We start from the raw sequence: 19,470 nt of genomic DNA, 5'->3' as shown, positions 1-19,470 counted from the left end.
CGTTGACATCAGCGGATCGCCCCGATCACCCGCTTGCCGAACTCGGCGACATTCCCCGCATGCCAGCGCCAGACGATCACCAGGTCGTGATCCGGCGAGACCAGCACCGTGTTGCTGCCGGCGCCCAGCGCCGCATAGGCGTTCGTCGGCAGGCCTGGCAGGTTCTTGCCCTTGGTATTGAGCCACCAGAGATAGCCGTAGTCCGGCCCGTGCGCGCTCGGTGCGAGGGCTTCCTTCACATACGCCGCCGGCACTACCTGGCGCCCGTTCCAGGCGCCGCCGCGCAGCCACAGGTAGCCGAAGCGCGCCATGTCCCAGGAATTGATCCACATGCCGCCGCCCCAGCGCGTGCCGCCGCTGACGGAAGGCGCCTGCTTGCCGTTCAGCTCGACATAGCTATTGGTGTAGGGCACCCACTTCCAGGTGTTGGAGGCGCCGATGACGTCCATCACCTCTTCCTGGAACACCTGCGGCACCGGTTTTTCGAACACGCGCAGCAGCGACAGCGCAAAGCGGTTGATGCGCACGTCGTTGTATTCGTAGAAGCTGCCCGGTGCGCCAAGCTGGCGCGGCTTGCGTTCGCCGGCGCCGAACTGTTCCTTACCAACGAAGTCGGCGTTCTTGCTCCACAGGCTGCCTTCCCACTCGGTTTCCTGCTGCAGGTGCTGGCGCCAGGTGACGAGCGCGTTGCGCGGCGAGGAATAGCCGCCGTCGTTCACGCGCTTGCCCACCGGCTCGTCGAGCTTGCCGATGCGGCCGTCGCGCTGGGCCACGCCGGCGACCGTCGCCAGCATGCTCTTCGCCACCGAATAGGTCGGATCGACAAAGGCCGTGTCGCCGAACTCGGCGACCACATAACCCTTGTAGATGACGAGGCCGTTGGTGCGCGCGCGGCGCGTCGGCATCGAACCGAGGCGGCTGCCGAAGGTCGCTTCCTGATCGGAAAAATCGACGGCGCGCGTGGTTTCGTGGCTCTGCGCATATTGCACGGCAGCGGCCAGCGCCGCCGCGTCCATGCCCAGCTCGGCAGGCGCCTTGCGCGCCCAGTCGCCACTCGGCGGGAAGTAGGCGGCGGCCGGTGCCGGCTGCGCGGCGTGCAGGCTGCCGCTCGCCAGCAGCGCGGTGAAGCCAAGGACGAGCGCGCTGCGCCAGGTCAGGTCGGTCATATTCGGTCTTTCCAGGAAGAATACGGATGGCGGATCAGGTTGGAATTGAAATAGCGGACGTCGTCGGTGACTTCAGGGCCGATCCACTCGGGCTTCTCGAAAGCCTCGTCCTCGCTCGCCAGTTCGATCTCGGCCACGACGAGGCCGGCATTCGCGCCCAGGAATTCGTCGACTTCCCAGGTATGCGCGCCGACAGGAATGCGGCGCCGGTATTTCTCGATCAGGGGCGGCGGGCATAGGGTGTCGAGCAGCTCGGCCGCCTCCGCCACGGGAATCGGATATTCCCACTCGCCGCGCGTTGCGCCCTGGTTCTTGCCCTTAATGGTCAGGAAGGCGCGCTCGCCCTCGATGCGCACGCGCACGGTGCGCGCCGGATCGGTGCTGAGATAGCCCTGGCGCAGCAGGACGGGCTCGCCCCCTTCCCGCCAGCCGTCGCCAGCCGGCAGGAATTTGCGCTCGATTTCTATACCCACGGTCAGTCGAGCGACTGCAGGATCGGCTGCAGCAGCGCGGCGCCCAGGGCGGCGCTGCGTGCGCCATTCCAGCCGGTGTAGCTGTTGAGCAGGTTGGCGTTGTCCTTGAACGGCATTTCCAGGGTCAGCGACAGGCATTTGAAGGTGTGGCCGATGTACTTCGAGGCCAGGGTCAGCAGTTCCTCGTTGTACTTGCTGGCCGCATAGCCGTAGACGTTCTGGAAGTCGGGGCTGGCCGCCATGTACTGCGCCACGAAGGCTTTCTGGCGCGCTTCGCGCTCGGGCGTGAAATCGGCCAGCATCTCGTTGCCCGCCACGAAGTTGTACGGCAGGGCCTCGTCACCGTGGATGTCGAAGAACATGTCGACGCCAGTCTCGTGGATCTTGTTTTTGACGCACAGCACTTCGGGGCTGCGCTCGAGCGACGGCGTCATCCATTCGCGGTTCAGGTTGGCGCCGGCCGCGTTGGTGCGCAGGTTGCCGCGCACCGAGCCGTCCGGGTTCATGTTCGGCACGATGTAGAACACGGCGCGCTGCAGCAGCCTGGTCGCGATCGGGTTGGCGTCGTCGAGCAGCGCATCCATCAGGCCTTCGACATACCATTCGGCCATGGTCTCGCCCGGATGCTGGCGCGCGATGACCCAGATCTTCTTCTCGGCGGCCGGGTTGCCGATCACCACCAGGTTCATGTCGCGGCCGTCGAGCGTAGTGCCGATGTCGTGCACGCGGGCGATCGGGTTCTCGGCCACTTCGCCCAGCAGGCGCAGGTGGCGCTCCCAGGTGTAAGGCTCGAAATAGGCGTAATAAATGCTGTCGAGCTCGGGGGTGTGATTGACCGTCATGACCTGGCCGTCGAAGCTGGTCGGCACGCGGAACCAGTTCTCGGTGTCGTAGCTGGCGGCGACCTGGTAATCCTCGAAGCCCTTCGGATAGGTGGCCTGGCCGGCATTCAGGAAACGGATCGTGCAGGCCTGGCCGCGCGCGCCCTGCAGGCGGAAGTGGAACCACTGGTGGATGTCCGCGTTGTTATCGCGGCGCAGGTTCAGGTCGATCTGTTTCGCGTTCTCGGCTTGCACCACCTCGATGGCGCCCGAATCGAAATGCTGGCTGATTTTGATAGGCATGGCTGATCCTTTTATGGTCACTTCGCGAGTGGGGATGATACCGGATTTGACTGGGCGTCCAGGGCCGCGTTCAGGCGTCGAGGTCGATCAGTTCGGCGGTGTACATGGCCATGATCTGGCGCATCAGTTCGACGTTGCTGCGGTCGAGGACGAGCACCAGGCTGCCGCGCTCGAGGTTGAACTGCATGCGCAGCTTGCCCGGCAGTTCGCGGCAGTTCAGGGTCAGCGCGCGCGGGTTGGCCGGGTTCTGCCAGTCATACTGGGTGATCTGCGGCGGCGGCGAGGATGGCGGCTGCAGGGTCGGATCCTGGTTGACCGGCATGTGCTTGAGCAGCCAGAACACGATGGTCGCCGGGATGTGCAGGCAGACATCGTTTGCGCCCTGCGTGCTGAACTTGGCGAGCAGCGAATTGCCGACCCGGTCGCATGACATGGACATGCTCTTGACTTGACGAATGACCGCTTCTTTCACCACGATGTTCCTCAGGGAGTTGTTAAAAAGGCGCAGCGATTCTACCCCGTTTGCTGTAACTATGGAAAGAAAACGGGGAGCGAATACGCTCCCCGTGCATGCTTCCATGTCGCCCCGCAGCGTCCGCCGGCAGCGGACGGCGAGGCGCAGCGGACGCTTACTCTTTCGAGCTGCGGCCGCCGCTCTTCGAGGAGCTGCGCGAGCTGCTGCCCGAACCGGCGCTGGCCGATTGACGATTGCCGTGGCTCATGCTGCCGGCGCGGCGTGCTTCCTCGGAGGTGAATTCGTGCGCGGTGCCTTTCTGGTGAGCCGCCTTGCCACCCTGGCTGGCGATTTCACGCTGACGCTGTGGATCCATCGATGCGAAACCGCGGTTGCGAGTGCCGCCCGCGCTTTGGCTGTTGGATTGGTTACCGCCCTGCTTGTTGCCTTGGTTACTCGAAGCCATGATCGTGTTCTCCCTGTTCACTTATAAAACCGCCGCGTCCTGCGGCAGGCTTGGCCCTCGCCCATCCATGAACGCAGATGAGCGAACGTCGAATTCATAGTAGGCATGCGAATTAGATGAGGGTATAGGACATTTTCAGATGACTTTGTAGGACTACAGGCGACAGAAAATGCACTTACGAAATAGACTGCTTTTCATCACTTTCCCCATCAGTATTAGTCCTACACACTACCGCTGCGTCTTCCTATACTGAACCTGGGCATGCGCGCGCATCATGGCAAGATCGGGGCGACGCCGGCGGCATCCTGCCTCCTTGCCTTCGCCAGCAAAACCGTTTTGAAAGGACATGACATGGACGCGAACCAACGCAGCGAAATGAACAACCAGACGAATAACGGCGGCAACGAAAAGTGGAACAAGAACGCCAAGTGCAAGACAGCGCCCGACGCCCCGCTGGATCACACCTATCCGCAGGGCGCCTCGCAGCAGCAGGGCCGCCAGGGCATCGACCAGATGGGTACCCAGCAGAGCGGCATGGGGCCAGGCCAGTTCGCCGAGGACAGCAGCCGCTGGGATCTGCCCGGCGGTTCGATGCAGACCCAGCAGAGCGGCGGCAGCGGCCCCCAGCAGGGCATCACCGACAGCCACCAGCGCCAGATGGAACAGCGCTCGGTCGCCTATGGCCAGCTCGAACAGCCGGTGGGCCACCGTCCGGCCGACAGCGGCACCGACCTGCTCCACTACGAAGGCGCGCATGCCGGCAACACGCAGGCGGCCGCACGCATGAATCCGCAGGATCCGCGCCAGCCCGAACTGCAGGGCGGCTCGCTGGGCCATCATCATCGCGGCGGCGACTCGATGCAATCGAGCCAGCCGCAGTCCGGCGGCGGCAGCTTTGGCGGCGGACAGCAAAGCCTGAACGCATCCCAGCAAGCGGGCGCCGGCGGCGCCGCGCAAAGCACCGACCGCGCCGGTTCGCAGACGGGCGAAGCGGGCCGCGAAGGCGGCGCCGAAGAGGCGCAGATGCACCAGTCGAACGACTCCACGGGCGGCCTGCCGCGCAGCCCGGGCAATTCGGGACCGCGTGGCGACAATCCCGGCTGGAAACCGGGCGGCAGCATGCAGCAGGATCCGGATCGCGTGCACGAATCGAACGACGCGGCCGGCGGCTATCCAAAGAGCCCGGCCGGCGCCAACCGCCTGGCGGGCGATCGCAAGATGGACGACGACACCGGATTTTCGCGCGGCTGACCGGACTTGTCCTAGCCAACCTCTCCAGTCCGGCAGCGTGTGAGCGCTGCCGGCGCACCTCCCTGCCCGCCGTCGCGCGGGCTTTTTTTTTCGTCCATCCATTACCCATCGTCATGCCCATTGCATGAGTTCGCTGTAGGACGAGTCCTTCGCTCACCGAGCAATGGATGCGGCCGCCGTCAGCCTGCCGGCCGGCACGCTCCCTTTCTTTCCGATGCTGCCCGACGCCGTCCAGGCGACGTCGGCGCTTGATCCAGATTCAGCGCCGGTTATCGGGCCGGAACTCAGCCATTCCCCGCGCAATCGAACCACTCTCATCAGGGAAACATCGTTCACTTATCGGAGAGCAGCATGCCAGTAATGACGCCAAGGACAGCCAGCGGCACGGTCAAGCTCTCGGTCGTCGTCCCGACGGGCGGGCGGATGGATCTGCTCGACCGCTGCCTCGACGCCCTTACCCGCCAGACCCTGCCCGGCACTTCCTACGAAGTCATCGTCGTCGACGACGAACCCAATCACAATACGCTGCACCTGGTGGCCGGCTGGCGCACGCGCACCCTCGAGCGCGGGCCGCGCCTGGTCTACCTGCCCAACTCCAACCGGCACGGTCCGGCCGCCGCCCGCAACCTGGGCTGGCGCAGCGCCCAGGGTGCGATCCTCGCCTTTACCGACGAGGACGCGGTGCCCGCGCCCACCTGGCTGTCCCAGGGCCTGGCCGGCATGCACGACCATGTCGACGTGCTGTGCGGACGGCTCGACATGCGCCTGCCGGCGCGGCTCACAGAGGACGCGCATCACGTCCCCCAGGCCCATGACGACGAATTCAGCATCGCCAACTGCTTCTGCCGCAAGAGCGTGCTCGAGCGGGTCGAAGGCTTCGACGAACGCTTCGAACAGGCCAGCCACTGCGATGCCGACCTCCACTTCCGCCTGTTGGCGCTCGACGCTCGCATTGCCCATGCGCCCGAGGCGCTGGTCGTGCTGCCGCTGCAGCCGGCGCCCTGGGGCGCGAGCCTGGTGCGCACCCGCGCGGCCGTGTTCGACGCCCTGCTCTACAAGAAGCATCCGCAGCTCTACCGCGAACGCATCGCCGCCGCGCCACCCTGGGATTACTACCTGGCGGCGGCCGTGCTGCTGGCCGCGCTCGGCGCCCTCGTTGCCGGCCACAACGCCCTCGCGCTGCTGGCCGGGCTCGGCTGGCTGGCGCTGACGGCGCGCCTGTGCCGGCAGCGCCTGCGCGGCAAACGCTACCGGGCGGCGCAGATCGCCGACGTCATCGTCACCTCGGCGCTGATTCCGCCGCTGGCCGTGTTCTGGCGCCTGACCGGCGCCATCCGCTACCGCGTGCGCTTCACCTGAGGCCGCCATGAAACTGAACGAGCAGCTGCCGCGCAGCGGGCCCGCACACCGGTTCGGCCACGTCGCCCTCATCAGCGAGCATGCTTCGCCGCTGCCCGCACAGGGCGGTGCCGCTGCCGCTGCCAATGTCGGGGGCCAGGATGTCTATGTCGCGAACCTGGCGCGCGAACTGGCGCTGGCCGGCGCCCGCGTCGATATCTTCACGCGCCGCGACGCGCCCGGTCAAAACAAGATCGTGCACCTGGGCGAAGGGATACGACTCATCCACGTGCCGGCCGGCCCCGCCCAGCCGCTGCCGAAGGAAGCGCTACTGCCCCACATGGACGCATTCGTCCGCTTCGTGATCCGCTTCGCGCGGCGCCTAGCCGTGCCCTACGACATCGTGCATGCGAATTTTTTCATGTCCGGCCTGGTCGCCCAGCAGCTCAAGCTGGCACTCGGCATTCCCTGGGTGATCACCTTTCATGCACTGGGCGACATGCGCCGCCTGGCGCACGGCCCGTTCGATGCCTTCCCACCCGAGCGCATCCGGCTCGAGAAGGCGCTGATGCGCCAGGCCGACCGCATCATTGCAGAATCGCCCCAGGAGCGGCTCGACATGGAACAGCTGTATGGCGCCGATCCTGGTCGCATCACGGTGGCGCCGCGCGGCTTCGATCCGAACGAACTCTGGCCCGTCCCACGCGCCGTGGCGCGCGCGCAGCTGGGCCTGGCCCCGGAGCGCTTCACCGTGCTGCAGCTGGGGCGCCTGGCGCCGCGCAAGGGCATCGACACCGCGATCCAGGGCCTGGCCATGCTGCGCGACCGCCATGGGGTCGATGCCGACCTGCTCGTCGTTGGCAGCGGTGGCGATGGCGGTGAGGAGGAACAGGCGCGCCTGCGCGCCCTCGCCCAGCAGCTCGGCGTCGACGACCAGGTGCGCTTCGCCGGCCAGCAGCCGCGCGCCGCCCTGCGCCTGTGGTACGGCGCCGCCGACGTCTTCGTCAGCACGCCCTGGTACGAGCCCTTCGGCATCACGCCGGTGGAAGCCATGGCTTGCGCACGCCCGGTCATCGGCGCCGAAGTCGGCGGAATCAAGAGCACGGTCGTGGACGGGTTGACCGGTTTCCTGATCCCTTCGCGCGACCCGCGTGCGCTGGCCGCGCGCCTGGCCGCCCTCCATGCCGACCCGGCGCTGGGCAAGCGCATGGGCGAGGAAGGCCTGCTGCGCGCCTGGCGCCACTACACCTGGCGCGCCGTCGCGCAACAGGCCTGCGCCGTGTACGCGACGGTGCTCGACGAAACCCGCGCCGGCGCAGCGTCCGGCTTCACCCCGTTTTAGGAGCAAGCATGGTGGTTGCGGCATGAAAGCGATTTTCTTCGACACCGACGGCGCGCTCGTCGACAGGCAGCAGCAGGAAATGGCCGCTTTGGCGCCGCGCCACATCCGACTCGGCAGCGGCGCCGGCCCTGCCCTGCGCCTGCTGGCCCGGCTCGATTACCGCTTCTTCGCCATCGGCAACCATGCCGGCGTGGCGCAGGGGCAGTTGCCTGAAGCGGCCGTGCAGGCCGTCGGCCATCGCCTGGGCGACCTGCTGTTTCGCGAAAACCTCATCCTCGACGGCTTTTATTACTGCCCCCACGATCCGCAGGGCACAGTCGCGCCCTATGCCGTGGCCTGCCACTGCCGCAAGCCCCAGCCTGGCCTGCTGCTGAAGGCCTCGCTCGAACACGCGATCGACCTGCGTTCGTCGTGGATGATCGGCGGCCTCCTCCACGACGTCGAGGCCGGCAACCGTGCAGGCTGCCGCACGGTGCTGCTCGACAACGGCACCGAGACGGAATGGCGGCTCGGCCCGCGCCGCATCCCCACCCGCATGGCGCCCGACCTGTATGCCGCCGCCGTCCTGATCGCCCGCCACCATGAAGATGCGCACGATGACGAATGAATGGAACGGTGCGCCGCACCTGCTCTGCGTCCAGCTCGGCGCGCCTGCCGATGTCCTCGCCTGCACGCCGGCACTGCGGGCCCTGCGCGCCCAGTGTCCGGAGCGCCGGCTGACACTGCTCGCCGCGCCCGCCGGCGCCGCCCTTGCGCCTTGCCTGCCGGACGTCGATGCCGCGTTGGCCTACGCGGCGCCCTGGACGGAAGGCGGCATCGCTGCTACGCCAGGGACTCATCTGGATTGGATCTCCCGACTCGCCGCCGAGCGCTTCGACGGCGCCGTCATTTTCACGCGTCCCGGTCGTAGTGCCCTGCCCGCGGCCCTGCTGTGCCGACTGGCCGGTATTCTCCTGCGCGCAGGCTGGTGCCGTGACGATCCCTCGGGCCTACTTACGCACTGGATCGCCGATCCCGAGCCGGGCGCCCTGCGGCGCCACGCCGTGCAGCGCCAGCTCGACCTCGTACGCCATCTCGGTGCGGAAACAGCCGACGAGCGCCTTGCCTTTGTCCCGTCGAACGCCGACGCGGCGGCCATGCGCAAGCGCTTGCAGGCCGCCGGTATCGATCCCGCACGCCGCTGGCTGGCACTGCATCCCGGCGCCGGCGCCCAGGCCCGGCGTTATGCTCCGCAGCAGTGGAGCGAGCTGATCGCGGCGCTGCATGCGCGCATCGGCTGTCCATTCGTGCTCACCGGCAGCGCGCGCGATTTGGCGGCGCTCGATGCTATCGCCACCCCGTTGGGGGCGCAGGTTCATGTGCTGGCGGGCGAAGTCGGTATCGGGGAACTAGGCGCGCTGCTGGCGCAGGCGTCCCTGGTGGTCAGCAGCAACGCCGAATCGACGCAACTTGCGGCTGCGGTCGGCACGCCGGTGGTCAGCCTGCTGGCCGATCCGGAGTATGCGCCCTGGCAGGTGCCGGGCCGGGTGCCGGGTCACGGGATCGATGGCCTCGATACGCTGGAATCCACGCGGGTTTGCGACTGCGTTTGCAGCCTGCTCAAGCAGACCGAGACGGAGCGGATCAGGGAGGCAGAGCTGGAGTAAAACGAAGAAAGCCAGTCTGACGACTGGCCTTTGCATATTCCCGATGCCGGAAGTCGATTCTTAATCGTCGGGGTTCGCGAATTTGCGGCTGCTGCCGGCCGGACGAGCATCGTAGACAACCTCATTGGTGCCAAAGCAGGACGGATAAGACCAGGATCCTCCGGGCTGTACGCCCCATTGCACGCCGCAATCCCATTTGTCGCGCGTGGTGCGAATACAAATTTTGATATCCACCGGCTTGTCGCAGCGGTTATGAATCCTGGCGGAATTCCCGTTCGGGCAATTCGGATTCTTGCCGATCTGCGGCGGCGTCACACAATTTTTTGCATCGTCCGCAGCAGAGGCGGACAGTGTGAATCCAGAACACACCAGAGAAAGAATCAATGACGAAATTTTGCGCATGTTGTCCCCTTTAAATGATTTTATAAGACCAGCTATTCGATTCGGTATGCAACCGATGCATTGAACCTGTTTCATCGACATCGGATGTGGTTTCGTCTTGCCGGTCAAAAATACGAGAGACGTATTTACATGTCAATCCCCAAATAATCACCACGAATACGGTTAAGGACAAACATGACACAGAAAAGAAAAAGGCCAATCCGTAGATTGGCCTTTTTCTTTGATTCTTTGGTCGGGGCGAGAGGATTCGAACCTCCGACCCCGTGCACCCCATGCACGTACGCTACCAGGCTGCGCTACGCCCCGACTTAGCCAGCAATTATACCTGAGACAAAAAAATTTTCTCAGGTTTTTGTGATGTCTAAAGCAAGTTTAAGCGCGGGGGCGATGTGGATCAAGTCCCGCGCCGCCTTACTTCCAGTCCCCGCGCAGCTCCCGCACCTGTTCGTGCAGGTATTCCGGCGTCGCTTCCTGCGGCCCCACCGGCATGCCGACCGCCAGCGCCAGCTTCGAGCGCAGGCCGCGCGAGAAGGAGCGCCCGAACAGGTTGCCCGGGTCGCGCGTGAACACGCTGCCCCAGAGGCCGCGCAGCGCCATCGGGATCACAGGCACCTTGCTGCGCTCGACGATCTTGGCGACGCCGCCGCGGAATTCGTTCATCTCGCCCGTCGTCGTCAGTTTGCCTTCGGGGAAGATGCAGACCAGGTCGCCCTGGTGCAGCGCTTCGGCGATGTCGACATAGGCGCGCTCCATCATGAACGGGTCTTCCTTGGCCGGGGCGATCGGGATCGCTTTCGCGGTGCGGAAGATCCAGCCCAGGAACGGCGTCTTGAAGATGCGGTGATCCATCACGAAGCGGATCGGGCGCGGGCTGGCGGCGCCGATGACGATGGCGTCGACATAACTGACGTGGTTACATACCAGCACCGCCGGGCCCTCGTCCGGAATGCGCTCGACGTCGACCGTGTTCACGCGGTGAATGGTGTGGATCAGCAGCCAGGCCAGGAAGCGCATCAGGAATTCCGGCACCAGCGAGAAGATGTAGACAGCGACGGCCGCGTTCAGCAGGGCCGTGACCAGGAACATCTCGGGAATCGAGAAGCCCTGCCCCAGCAGCACGATGGCGACGCCGGCGGCAGCCACCATGAACAGGGCGTTCAGGATATTCATGCCGGCGATCGTGCGCGAGACGTGCTTCGGGTCGCAGCGGGTCTGGATCAGGGCAAACAGCGGCACGATGAACAGGCCGCCGAAGACGCCGATCAGTACCAGGTCGGCCAGGATGCGCACCGCGCCCGGCTGGGCAATGAGCGCGAAGGCGTCGACCGTGGCCGTGTTGGTGTAGGCCATGCTGGCAAAATACAGGTCGATGCCGAACAGCGACAGGCCGATCGAGCCGAAGGGCACGAGACCGATTTCGACCTTGCGACCGGACAGTTTTTCGCACAGCAGCGAGCCGACGCCGATGCCGAGCGAGAACACGGTCAGCAGCAGTACGAAGACGCTGTGGTCGCCGTGCAGGTAGTCCTTGGCATACACCGGGAATTGCGACAGCACCAGGGCGCCGTAGAACCAGAACCATGAATTGCCCAGCATCGAGAGGAAGACCGTGCGGTTGCCGCTGGAGAAGCGCAGGTTGCGCACCGACTCGGTGATGAAGTTGTAGTTGATCTTCAGCTCGGGCGCCGGCGCCGGCGAGGCCGGGATGCGCCAGCTGGCCGCCAGGCCGAGCAGCGCCATCAGCAGGCTGGCCCCGGCGACGAGTTCGATACCGAAGGGTTTATGGGCGACCAGCAAGGCGCCCGCCACTTCGCCCAGCAGGATGCCGACGAAGGTGCCCATCTCGACGACACCGTTGCCGCCGACCAGCTCTTCCGATTTCAGGTGCTGCGGCAGGTAGGCGTATTTGACCGGGCCGAACAGGGTCGAATGCACGCCCATGCCGACCACGGCTGCGATCAGGAGCCACAGCGTATGCGTCATCCAGCCGACGGCGGCCAGCAGCATGATGCCGACTTCGAGCAGTTTGACGAAGCGTGCCAGCTTGCCCTTCTCGACCTTGTCGGCGATCTGGCCGGCGGTGGCGGAGAAGATGACATACGGCAGGATGAACAGGCCGGGAATCAGGTTGTTCAGCAGGCCCGGATCGAGCGTCGTCCAGGACAGGGCGTCGTAGGTCAGCGCGACCAGCAGCGCCGTCTTGAACAGGTTGTCGTTGAAGGCGCCCAGGAACTGAGTCCAGAAGAAAGGCGCGAAGCGGCGTTGCGACAGCAGGGAAAACTGGCTCGACTGACTCATGAAAGTGGCCCGTGGTGGAGAGATGCGTAATTTACAACAGGGAGGAGCGCGTAACAATCATTTTGTTGCCCAAAATCATCAGCCTAAGATGCTAACGCGAAGTATTGCGGAGCGAGACGAACGGTAGCAAGAAATGCGACGACACCGGTACGACACCGACATCGCGCAAGTCCAAGTGTTGTTCATAAAAGCAATTAGAGTGTGCGCAGGAAATGCGCTTGATGGGGCGCAAACCTGTAGTGTCGATTGCTTGTTGTGCAGCGCAGCGTGAGTAGAATGCTCGGATGAATTCGCCCAAGCTCCCTACCCTCCGGCCCGGCGCGCTCGACGCGCTGTGCGACGACATCGAGCATGCGCTGCTCGATCTCACCACCGCTTCGCTCGACGACGAGGATGGCTTGCCCGCCCCTACCGTCGACGAGTTTGCGCTCGAATTCCTGATCGAATCGAAGCACCCACCCTGTCCGGGCGGAACCGAACGCAGCACAGGTTATTGAGCGCTGGCTGCTAGCTCAGCGTTTCCAGCCTGATCCGGATCACCTTGCCGACCACCGAAGCAAGTGCCTCGATGCGCGCAATCGCCGCTTCGACCTTCTTCTCGCGGGTCTCGTGGGTGATCATGATGATGTCGGTGCACTTGTCGCCGCGTGCGCCCTTTTGCAGCACCGCGTCGATCGAGATGCCGGCATCGGCCAGGATGCGGGTCAGGTCGGCCATTACGCCGAGCTGGTCGTTCACATAGACGCGCAGGTAGTAGCTGGTCGTGATGTCGGCCATCGGCAGGATCGCCACGTCCGTCATCTCGTTCGGCTGGAAGGCCAGGTGCGGCACGCGGCAATACGGGTCGACCGTGGCCAGGCGCGTCACGTCGACCAGGTCGGCGATCACTGCGGAAGCCGTCGGCTCGGAGCCTGCGCCCTTGCCGTAGTACAGGGTGGAACCGACGGCGTCGGCCTCGACCAGCACCGCGTTCATCGCGCCCTCGACGTTGGCGATCAGGCGCGCGGCCGGAATCAGGGTCGGGTGTACGCGCAGCTCGATACCCTCGACGCCGTCGACCGTGGCGCGGCGCGTGATGCCGAGCAGCTTGATGCGGTAGCCGAGCTGTTCGGCGTAGCGAATGTCGTCGGCCTGCAGTGCGCTGATGCCCTCGACGTGCGCCTTGTCGAACTGCACCGGGATGCCGAAGGCGATCGCCGACATGATCGTCAACTTATGCGCCGCGTCCACGCCTTCGATGTCGAAGGTCGGGTCGAGCTCTGCGTAGCCGAGTTCCTGCGCCTGCTTCAGCACGACGTCGAAGTCCAGGCCCTTGTCGCGCATCTCGGACAGGATGAAATTGGTGGTGCCGTTGATGATGCCGGCCACCGATTCGATGCGGTTGGCCGTCAGGCCTTCGCGCAGCGCCTTGATGATCGGCACGCCGCCGGCGACGGCCGCTTCGAAGGCGACCATCACGCCCTTTTCCTGGGCGGCGGCGAAGATCTCGTTGCCGTGCAGGGCCAACAAGGCCTTGTTGGCGGTGACCACGTGCTTGCCGTTGGCGATGGCGCGCAGCACCAGTTCGCGCGGCAGCTCGTAGCCGCCGATCAGTTCGACGACGATGTCGACGTCCGGGCTGTCGACGACCTGGAAGGGATCGTCGACGATCTGGCAGTTGCCGCCGGTCAGGCGCGCGGCGCGTTCGGTGTTGCGGGCGGCGACCATCGTGATCTCGATGCCGCGGCCGGCCCGGCGGCGGATGTCTTCCTGGTTGCGTTGCAGCACATTGAAGGTGCCCGCACCGACGGTGCCGATGCCGAGGAGGCCAACTTTGATGGGTTTCATGGTCGATTCACAGGGTGATTTAGCTTAGCGGGCGTGGCGTCGTCGGTAGCCGTCGAGGAAGCGTGCGATGCGGCCGCAGGCGTCGGTGAGGTCGTCGGAATTGGGCAGGAACACCAGGCGGAAGTGATCCGGCGAATGCCAGTTGAAGCCGGTGCCCTGCACCAGCAAGACCTTTTCCTCGCCCAGCAGTTCGCAGATGAACTGCTGGTCGTCGGCGATCGGGTACATGGCCGGATCCAGGCGCGGGAACATGTACAGGGCCGCTTTCGGCTTGACGCAAGTGACGCCCGGAATGTCGGTCAGCAGCTTGTGCGCCAGGTCGCGCTGCTTGAGCAGGCGCCCGCCGGGGCCGACCAGGTCGTTGATGCTCTGGTAGCCGCCGAGCGCGGTCTGGATCGCGAACTGCCCGGGGGCATTCGCACACAGGCGCATCGAGGCCAGCATGTTGAGGCCTTCGATATAGTCCTTCGCATGGCGCTTCTCGCCCGAGATCACCATCCAGCCGGCGCGGTAGCCGCAGGAGCGGTAGTTCTTCGACAGACCGTTCAGGGTCACGAACAGCACGTCGTCCGCCAGCGATGCGATCGAGTCGTGCTGGTGGCCGTCGTAGAGTACCTTGTCGTAGATTTCGTCGGCGTAGACGATGAGGCTGTGCTGGCGCGCCAGCTCGATGATGTCGAGCAGCACCTCACGTGGGTATAGAGCACCGGTCGGGTTGTTCGGGTTGATGACGACGATCGCGCGCGTGTTTGGCGTGATTTTCTTGCGCATGTCGGCGATGTCCGGCATCCAGCCGGCCCCTTCATCGCAGATGTAGTGCACGGGCGCGCCGCCGGCCAGGCTCACGGCCGCCGTCCACAGCGGATAGTCGGGTGCCGGCACCAGCACCTCGTCGCCGTTGTTGAGCAGGCCCTGCATCGCCATGACGATCAGTTCCGAGGCGCCATTGCCCAGGTAGATGTCGTCGATCTTGACGTTGGCGATCTTCTTTTGCTGGGTGTAGTGCATCACCGCCTTGCGCGGTGCAAACATGCCCTTCGAATCCGTATAGCCGGCCGCGCCGTGCATGTTGCGGATCATGTCCTGCATGATCTCGTCGGGCGGATCGAAACCGAACACGGCCAGATTGCCGATATTGAGCTTGATGATCTTGTGGCCATCGTCTTCCATCTGGCGCGCCTGCTCCAGCGCCGGGCCGCGGATCTCGTAGCAGACGTCGTCGAGCTTGTTCGATTTCAGAATCGGTCGCAAATTGTCACTCCCAGGTTGCCCGCATGTTGCAGTGCGAAAAATACCATTCTGCCGAAAGCGAACAATTTAAGCAACCTTGCATACTACGTAGGTGCGCCGACCGAAAACGGAACAAAAGCTTACAATGGCAAGCCCTTCGCCTAACGCATTCGACCGATGAAACTCCATTCCGACAGCACCCAGCAATACCAGACCGTCACCGGCTACGACGCCTCGGGCGTGGAAATCAATGCCCAGCGCTTCAACCACAGCCTGCTGGTGATGCCGGAAGTGCCGCCGCGCGCCTGGGACGTGACGCGCTTCGAGGATCTGCAGCCTGGGCATTTCGAGCAGATCGCCGCCGACGCGCCGGACGTCGTCATCCTCGGCACCGGCGAGCGCCAGCGTTTCGTGCATCCACGCCTGATCGCCAGCCTGTCGGCGCGCCATACCGGGGTCGAGTCGATGGACAGCCAGGCCGCCTGCCGCACCTATAACGTGCTGATGGGCGAAGGCCGCAAGGTGACCCTGGCGCTGATCATCGAAGGCACTGCACCGGCCTGAGTCAGCTGCAGCCTCCGGCTGAAACTTGCCCTATTGAATGTCGCCGCGCCGGCCCCATATCGGATCGGCTATTGACATATCGGCATGCTAGAGTGGCACTTGCCGCGATCGCCGATTATCATGAGCGTACCGCAGGATGGCACGTGGCCGATCCTGCCCCTACCAGGAGAAACCCGTGGCCGACAGCCCCAGCGCAGCAACCGTAGAGAACTTTTCCGCCGCCATGACCGGCGACCAGACTTTCCAGCTTGGCGGGCGTCCGGCCAAGTACACGGTGCTGTATTTCTACCCCAAGGACAATACGCCCGGCTGCACCACCGAGAGCATGGCTTTCCGTGACAAGCACGACGAATTCCTCGCCGCCGGCGCCGAAGTATATGGCATCAGCCGCGATTCGCTGCGCTCGCACGAAGGCTTCAAATCCAAGCTCGGCCTGCCCTTCGAACTGATCTCCGATCCTGACGAATTGGTGTGCAACCAGTTCAATGTAATGAAGAATAAAATGATGTACGGCAAGCAAGTCCGGGGGGTCGAGCGCAGTACGTTTGTCGTTGACGCTCACGGCCGATTGGTGAAAGAATGGCGTGGCGTGAAGGTCAACGATCACGTCGATGAAGTGCTGGAATTTGTGAAGCGCCTGCCTTAATCAGGCTCGAGCCGATCGTACGCTCCAGTCCGACAACCTTCTGGACGAACCCTGTCATTTTGAGTCGATCCGTTTTATATCAGCACCATTTCAATCCGGCTGCCTGCCGCGCCGCCCTCGCGGCCCTGGCCCGCGCCCTTCAAGTTGTATCCAAGCTGTCATTCACGTTGTACCCAGTTGCATCTACTCCGCCCGCCAGTGCCGTTCACGCGCACTGGCGCGAGCGTCCTCCACTTTTCTAGATTGAGAACCTGATGCCACTACCGAAAATGCCTACGAAGCCGGCCACGCTGCTGCCGGTAAACGAATACCCCAAAGCCGAACCCGGCAAGTCCCCTGTGCGCGCGCTGGCCGCAGCGCCGGTGGCAGCCGATCCCGTCGAAGACCTGATCAGCGGCAAGGCCGTCCCCGCTTCCAAATCGAGCCGTGCACGCAAGGGCAAGGCCGCTCCCCTGGCCGCCGTGCCCTCGCCGCAAGGCGAAAGCGCAACCTGGCCAACCCGTGCCGAGACCGGCACCAATGCCAGGCTCAAGGAAACCGACCAGGACGAACCGCATCCGGCCAAGCACAAGCCGGTCGAAGTCACGGTCAAGTCCTCGACCAGCCGCAAGGCCGACCGCTCGGGCAAGACCAAGGTCTTCGTGCTCGATACCAACGTGCTGATGCACGATCCGACCAGCCTGTTCCGTTTCGAGGAACACGACGTCTACCTGCCGATGATGACGCTCGAGGAACTCGACGACCACAAGAAAGGCATGTCGGAAGTCGCCCGCAACGCGCGCCAGGTGTCGCGCACCCTGGACGCCCTGATCGCCGACATCGACGACGACGGCATCGAGGCCGGCATCGAACTGGCCAAGCTCGGCAACAAGGATGCCAAGGGCCGCCTGTTCTTCCAGACCAAGCTGCAAAGCGGCCCCCTGCTGCCCGAAGGCCTGCCGGTCGGCAAGGCCGACAACCAGATCCTGGGCGTGGTGAAGGCGCTGGCCGCCGAGCAGCCCGAGCGCGCCATCGTGCTGGTGTCGAAGGACATCAACATGCGCATCAAGGCGCGCGCCCTGGGCCTGCCGGCCGAGGACTATTTCAACGACCACGTGCTGGAAGACACCGACCTGCTGTACTCGGGCATCGTCCAGCTGCCGGACGACTTCTGGGACAAGCACAGCAAGAACATGGAGTCCTGGCAGGAAAACAAGAACGGCAACAACGCGACGTTCTATCGCGTCAACGGCCCTTTCATTCCGAGCCTGCTCACCAATCAGTTCGTGTTCCTCGAGCCCTCGGGCGGCGAGGCGCCGATGTATGCGCAGGTCAAGGAAATCAACGGCAAGACCGCCGTGTTCCAGGTGCTGCGCGACTATAGCCACACCAAGAACAGCGTCTGGGGCATTACCGCGCGCAACCGCGAGCAGAACTTCGCGCTGAACCTCTTGATGAACCCGGAATGCGATTTCGTCACCCTGCTCGGCCAGGCCGGCACCGGCAAGACCCTGCTGGCCCTGGCCGCCGGCCTGGCGCAGGTGCTGGAAACCAAGCTGTACAACGAGATCATCGTCACCCGCGTCACGGTGCCGGTCGGCGAGGACATCGGCTTCCTGCCGGGTACCGAGGAAGAGAAGATGTCGCCGTGGATGGGCGCGTTCGACGACAACCTGGAAGTGCTGAACAAGTCCGATTCCGACGCCGGCGACTGGGGCCGCGCCGCGACGCAAGACCTGATCCGCTCGCGCATCAAGATCAAGTCGCTCAACTTCATGCGCGGCCGCACCTTCGTCAACAAGTTCCTGATCATCGACGAGGCGCAGAACCTGACGCCGAAGCAGATGAAGACGCTGGTCACCCGCGCCGGCCCCGGCACCAAGATCCTGTGCCTGGGTAACATCGCGCAGATCGACACGCCATACCTGACCGAGGGTTCGAGCGGCCTGACCTATGTGGTGGATCGTTTCAAGGGCTGGAGCCACAGCGGCCACGTGACGCTGGCGCGCGGCGAGCGCTCGCGCCTGGCGGATCACGCGAGCGACGTGCTGTAAGCGTTTTCGCTTCCGTAAAACCTGCGCGCTTTGCGGCTCGCAGGTTTTTTTTCGTCCGCCGGAACGCGTTCGGTATCGCTGGCTCTACCTATCGACACACGCACATCCGCACCGCACCGCACAAACAAAAACGCCCGGCACATTGGCCGGGCGTCCTCATCGGTATCGAAACCGATTTACATGATGTGCTTGCCGATCCACCAGGCAATCGCCGCCATGAAGGCCGAGGCCGGAATGGTGAAGATCCAGGCCCAGACGATGCTGCCCGCCACGCCCCAGCGCACGGCCGAGGCCTTTTGCGAGGCGCCCACGCCGACGATGGCGCCGGTGATGGTGTGGGTGGTCGAGACCGGGATGCCGAAGAAGCTGGCCATCAGCAGCGTCATCGCACCGCCGGTTTCGGCGCAGAAGCCGCCGACGGGTTTCAGCTTGGTGATCTTCTGGCCCATGGTCTTGACGATGCGCCAGCCGCCGAACAGCGTGCCGAAGGCGATCGCCGCGTAGCAGGAGATGATCACCCAGGCCGGCGGATGCGCGTCGGCCGGATTGGTGTAGCCGGCGGCGATCAGCAGCATCCAGATGATGCCCATGGTCTTTTGCGCGTCGTTGCCGCCGTGGCCCAGCGAATAGCCGGCGGCCGAGGCCAGCTGCAGGCGGCGGAACCAGACGTCCACTTTACGCGGCGTCGACTTCACGAAAATCCAGGACACCAGCAGCATGATGACCGAACCGAGCACGAAGCCCAGCAGCGGCGCCAGCACGATGAACATCACGGTTTTCATCAGGCCGCCGGCGATCAGCGCGCCGGTGCCCGACTTCGCCACCGCGGCGCCGACCAGGCCGCCGATCAGGGCGTGCGAGGACGAGGACGGGATGCCGTAGTACCAGGTGATGATGTTCCAGACGATGGCCCCGACCAGGGCCCCGAAGATCACGTAATGGTCGACCACCGCCGGGTCGATCGTGCCCTTGCCGATGGTTTGCGCCACCTTCATGCTGACCACGAAAATGGCGATGAAGTTAAAGAAGGCGGCCATGGCGACGGCCGATTGCGGTTTCAGCACGCCGGTCGAGACGACGGTCGCGATCGCGTTCGCCGAATCGTGGAAGCCGTTCATGAAGTCGAAAATCAGTGCCAGCAACACGAGGGCACCCAGCACATAAATGCTGATAGTTAAATGTTCCATGATTATTCTTGTTCTGCGACCGC

At 64.4% G+C, this 19,470-nt stretch carries 19 protein-coding genes and 1 tRNA gene; 9 read left to right on the top strand and 11 right to left on the bottom strand.

Going from position 1 to position 19,470, the window contains the following annotated elements:
• Positions 1-8 precede the first annotated feature (8 nt).
• The 5 genes from ASF77_RS00975 to ASF77_RS00955 form a co-directional block, all read right to left on the bottom strand.
• On the bottom strand, positions 9-1,166 hold the full coding sequence (locus ASF77_RS00975) for a serine hydrolase (RefSeq protein WP_056333049.1): 1,158 nt from the start codon (positions 1,164-1,166) through the stop codon (positions 9-11).
• Positions 1,163-1,639 (bottom strand): CYTH domain-containing protein, encoded by a 477-nt coding sequence (locus tag ASF77_RS00970; RefSeq protein WP_056333047.1) that lies wholly within the window; start codon positions 1,637-1,639, stop codon positions 1,163-1,165. The genes ASF77_RS00975 and ASF77_RS00970 overlap by 4 nt, the downstream gene beginning before the upstream one ends.
• Positions 1,640-1,641: 2 nt before the next feature.
• Positions 1,642-2,763: a M14-type cytosolic carboxypeptidase gene (locus tag ASF77_RS00965; RefSeq protein WP_056333043.1), complete on the bottom strand. Its 1,122-nt coding sequence runs from the start codon at positions 2,761-2,763 to the stop codon at positions 1,642-1,644.
• A 70-nt stretch (positions 2,764-2,833) separates the two neighbouring features.
• Positions 2,834-3,196 (bottom strand): hypothetical protein, encoded by a 363-nt coding sequence (locus ASF77_RS00960; protein WP_056336149.1) that lies wholly within the window; start codon positions 3,194-3,196, stop codon positions 2,834-2,836.
• Between the two features lie 196 nt (positions 3,197-3,392).
• Positions 3,393-3,683, bottom strand: a complete 291-nt coding sequence (locus ASF77_RS00955; protein WP_056333040.1) for a KGG domain-containing protein — start codon at positions 3,681-3,683, stop codon at positions 3,393-3,395.
• Positions 3,684-4,034: 351 nt separating this feature from the next.
• On the opposite strand from ASF77_RS00955, the gene ASF77_RS00950 reads away from it, so the two are divergent.
• The 5 genes from ASF77_RS00950 (at position 4,035) to ASF77_RS00930 (ending at position 9,260) form a co-directional block, all read left to right on the top strand.
• Complete coding sequence (locus ASF77_RS00950) at positions 4,035-4,934, top strand: hypothetical protein (RefSeq protein ID WP_156648692.1); 900 nt, start codon at positions 4,035-4,037, stop codon at positions 4,932-4,934.
• Between the two features lie 360 nt (positions 4,935-5,294).
• Positions 5,295-6,293, top strand: a complete 999-nt coding sequence (locus ASF77_RS00945; protein ID WP_229445173.1) for a glycosyltransferase family 2 protein — start codon at positions 5,295-5,297, stop codon at positions 6,291-6,293.
• A gap of 7 nt (positions 6,294-6,300) precedes the next feature.
• Complete coding sequence (locus tag ASF77_RS00940; RefSeq protein WP_056333029.1) at positions 6,301-7,614, top strand: glycosyltransferase; 1,314 nt, start codon at positions 6,301-6,303, stop codon at positions 7,612-7,614.
• A 22-nt stretch (positions 7,615-7,636) separates the two neighbouring features.
• Positions 7,637-8,221, top strand: coding sequence for an HAD-IIIA family hydrolase (locus tag ASF77_RS00935; RefSeq protein ID WP_056333025.1), 585 nt, complete (start codon positions 7,637-7,639; stop codon positions 8,219-8,221).
• The gene (locus tag ASF77_RS00930) at positions 8,196-9,260 is read left to right on the top strand and encodes a glycosyltransferase family 9 protein (protein ID WP_056333022.1); all 1,065 of its coding nucleotides are present in this window, start codon (positions 8,196-8,198) and stop codon (positions 9,258-9,260) included. The genes ASF77_RS00935 and ASF77_RS00930 overlap by 26 nt, the downstream gene beginning before the upstream one ends.
• Positions 9,261-9,320: 60 nt before the next feature.
• On the opposite strand, the gene ASF77_RS23945 is transcribed toward ASF77_RS00930, so the two are convergent.
• The 3 genes from ASF77_RS23945 to ASF77_RS00920 form a co-directional block, all read right to left on the bottom strand.
• A complete protein-coding gene (locus tag ASF77_RS23945) occupies positions 9,321-9,662 on the bottom strand; it encodes a hypothetical protein (RefSeq protein WP_156648691.1) in 342 nt (113 codons plus the stop codon).
• A 229-nt stretch (positions 9,663-9,891) separates the two neighbouring features.
• Positions 9,892-9,968, bottom strand: a tRNA-Pro gene (locus ASF77_RS00925).
• A gap of 105 nt (positions 9,969-10,073) precedes the next feature.
• On the bottom strand, positions 10,074-11,960 hold the full coding sequence (locus ASF77_RS00920; protein ID WP_056333019.1) for an MFS transporter: 1,887 nt from the start codon (positions 11,958-11,960) through the stop codon (positions 10,074-10,076).
• Positions 11,961-12,244: 284 nt separating this feature from the next.
• On the opposite strand from ASF77_RS00920, the gene ASF77_RS00915 reads away from it, so the two are divergent.
• Positions 12,245-12,457 carry a hypothetical protein gene (locus ASF77_RS00915; protein WP_056333017.1) on the top strand — a complete coding sequence of 71 codons (213 nt, stop codon included), beginning with the start codon at positions 12,245-12,247 and terminating at the stop codon, positions 12,455-12,457.
• A gap of 10 nt (positions 12,458-12,467) precedes the next feature.
• On the opposite strand, the gene ASF77_RS00910 is transcribed toward ASF77_RS00915, so the two are convergent.
• Together ASF77_RS00910 and ASF77_RS00905 are read right to left on the bottom strand one after the other, a co-directional pair.
• The gene (locus ASF77_RS00910) at positions 12,468-13,787 is read right to left on the bottom strand and encodes a homoserine dehydrogenase (protein WP_056333014.1); all 1,320 of its coding nucleotides are present in this window, start codon (positions 13,785-13,787) and stop codon (positions 12,468-12,470) included.
• Between the two features lie 24 nt (positions 13,788-13,811).
• Positions 13,812-15,038 carry a pyridoxal phosphate-dependent aminotransferase gene (locus ASF77_RS00905; RefSeq protein WP_056333012.1) on the bottom strand — a complete coding sequence of 409 codons (1,227 nt, stop codon included), beginning with the start codon at positions 15,036-15,038 and terminating at the stop codon, positions 13,812-13,814.
• A gap of 156 nt (positions 15,039-15,194) precedes the next feature.
• Between ASF77_RS00905 and ASF77_RS00900 the strand changes: the two genes are divergently transcribed.
• The 3 genes from ASF77_RS00900 (at position 15,195) to ASF77_RS00890 (ending at position 18,260) form a co-directional block, all read left to right on the top strand.
• Entirely contained in the window at positions 15,195-15,581 is a 387-nt protein-coding gene (locus tag ASF77_RS00900) for an Mth938-like domain-containing protein (protein ID WP_056333009.1), read from the top strand.
• Between the two features lie 175 nt (positions 15,582-15,756).
• Positions 15,757-16,227 carry a peroxiredoxin gene (locus ASF77_RS00895; RefSeq protein ID WP_267875153.1) on the top strand — a complete coding sequence of 157 codons (471 nt, stop codon included), beginning with the start codon at positions 15,757-15,759 and terminating at the stop codon, positions 16,225-16,227.
• Positions 16,228-16,481: 254 nt separating this feature from the next.
• A complete protein-coding gene (locus ASF77_RS00890) occupies positions 16,482-18,260 on the top strand; it encodes a PhoH family protein (protein WP_056333007.1) in 1,779 nt (592 codons plus the stop codon).
• A 176-nt stretch (positions 18,261-18,436) separates the two neighbouring features.
• Here the strand turns inward: ASF77_RS00890 and ASF77_RS00885 are convergent, their stop codons facing one another.
• A complete protein-coding gene (locus ASF77_RS00885) occupies positions 18,437-19,447 on the bottom strand; it encodes an inorganic phosphate transporter (RefSeq protein ID WP_056333004.1) in 1,011 nt (336 codons plus the stop codon).
• Positions 19,448-19,470: the final 23 nt, after the last annotated feature.

Source organism: Massilia sp. Leaf139, from assembly GCF_001424165.1.
In the GTDB taxonomy this organism is placed as follows: Bacteria; Pseudomonadota; Gammaproteobacteria; order Burkholderiales; family Burkholderiaceae_D; genus Telluria.
Note: the sequence above shows the minus strand (reverse complement) of the source record. Positions and strands in the feature narration are given on the sequence as shown.